Raw genomic sequence first — 1775 nt, 5'->3', positions numbered from 1 at the left:
ACTATACCAGAGCTGAGGCTCTTTTTCTGCACTTAAAAGGTGAAAACGTAAAATTCCCATCAAGCACTTGAATCATGTGTTTGATGGGGATTTTGGAGTTTCTGGTGAATAATTCAGGAACCAAATAAATCATTACAATTAACCATGAATGAATTATTTTCAATTGGAAACAAAGTAAATGCAATGATTAGGTATTGAAAAAGCGTATAGTTACCATAATTAATACCAATCATCTTATTTCCCCCTCTTAACTAATCTCGCAAGCTAAAAGTTTTCTTCTCAGATAACATCTAATTCATCCGATTCTTGATATTAATGACAGTCTGCACCGATACACCGGTTTCAGCCGCAATCGCTCGATAGCTAATTGGGGCACCGGTTGCTTTGTTTCTTAATTGATCAACGATACGACGGTAGATAAACCGTTTTTGTGGGTTAGGTGAATCTTCAGCGTATACCGGTCTAGTTCCGCGGTACTTTCCATTAGCCTTAGCAATCTCAATTCCTTGCCGCTGACGTTCCCGAATCTTTTTTCGCTCAGTTTGCGCCATATAAGCTAACAGCTTGGTTAGCATATCAAACATAAATTTGTCCATATCTGAATCCCCAGTCTGCATTGAAAGAAATGGGGCATCTAAGACTTCCATTCTAACCTGTTTATCTCTGATCTGCTTGATTATATCACTGGCGTCGTCATAGTTTCGACTAAGCCGATCTAATGAGGCCACTACTAATGTATCTCCTTGCCGCACATAAGCAATCGCCGCCTGTAATTCTGGTCGGTTCTGGGTCGATTTGCCCGATTGTTTTTCTTCAAAGATTTTCTCACATCTGGCTACTTTCAATGCTTTAATTTGGCGGGCCAAATTTTGATCAGTTGAGCTAACTCGTGCATAACCAACTTTCATCAATAACTCTCCTTTCAGAAGATCAGTCTCCCCCACCCTACTATATTCTGTTTAGACACTCTAATTAGACGGTTTGACAAAAACAAAGAACTGCTTGTTATCCCAAGCAGAATCTAAGCTTTTCTTCATAAGTTGATTATACTGCTTTTCGTCCATTTAGGGTACACTTAAATTGAACAGTTTATTTTGAATTAATTTGTTGATATCAATCCTGGAAAAGCAGAATTTTGCACTTATTTCAAGATGCTCCTATCCTAGTATTTGGTACATAAATTTCTGAACAGTTGTGCCATAATTAATAAAACAAGATAGGAGCATTCCAATGAAACGATATCAAGATGATTTTAAAGCCAGCATTGTGAAGATGCATCGTGAAGAGAAAAGATCTATTCGCTCGCTTTCCGAGGAATACGGTGTTTCTCCAGCCGCAATTCATAACTGGGTTAAAGGCGCTAAATCAGTTGAGCTAGAAGACGGTACTGAAGTAACGTCCAAAGAATTCAAACAACTTCAAAAGGAAAATCAGCGATTAAAGGAGGAACTTGAAATTTTAAAAGCTGCGGCGGTGTTACTGGGAAAGCATTAGGACGAATTAATTGCCTTGTCTTCATAGAAGATCAGTTATTGCGACACCGCTTATCAATTATTCTTTCGGCACTGAAATTACCGCGCAGCACCTATTACCATTGGAAAAGATATCAACCTAGTCAACACGAACGTGTTGATAATCAGCTCAAAGAATAAATTAAATTGATTTGGGAAAATAATTATCGTGCCTATGGTTATCCACGAATAACGATGGTGCTTCGCAAGTCAGGCATCTGTGTTGGGTCAAAACGAATTTTACGATTAATGAGGGAAATGGAG

The 1775-nt window shown here is 38.5% G+C and carries 1 protein-coding gene and 1 pseudogene; one reads left to right on the top strand and one right to left on the bottom strand.

Annotated features, from left to right (window positions below; translation table 11 throughout):
- Nucleotides 1-290 precede the first annotated feature (290 nt).
- Nucleotides 291-908 carry a recombinase family protein gene (locus EGT51_RS12755; RefSeq protein ID WP_020090522.1) on the bottom strand — a complete coding sequence of 206 codons (618 nt, stop codon included), beginning with the start codon at nt 906-908 and terminating at the stop codon, nt 291-293.
- Nucleotides 909-1230: 322 nt separating this feature from the next.
- On the opposite strand from EGT51_RS12755, the pseudogene EGT51_RS12750 reads away from it, so the two are divergent.
- Nucleotides 1231-1775: pseudogene (locus EGT51_RS12750) on the top strand (IS3-like element IS1163 family transposase); the annotation flags it as partial.

The sequence above is a fragment of the Levilactobacillus suantsaiihabitans genome, assembly GCF_004745505.1.
In the GTDB taxonomy this organism is placed as follows: domain Bacteria; phylum Bacillota; class Bacilli; order Lactobacillales; family Lactobacillaceae; genus Levilactobacillus; species Levilactobacillus suantsaiihabitans.
The sequence above is the reverse complement of the archived record's forward strand: the minus strand, read 5'-3'. Positions and strand labels throughout refer to the sequence as shown.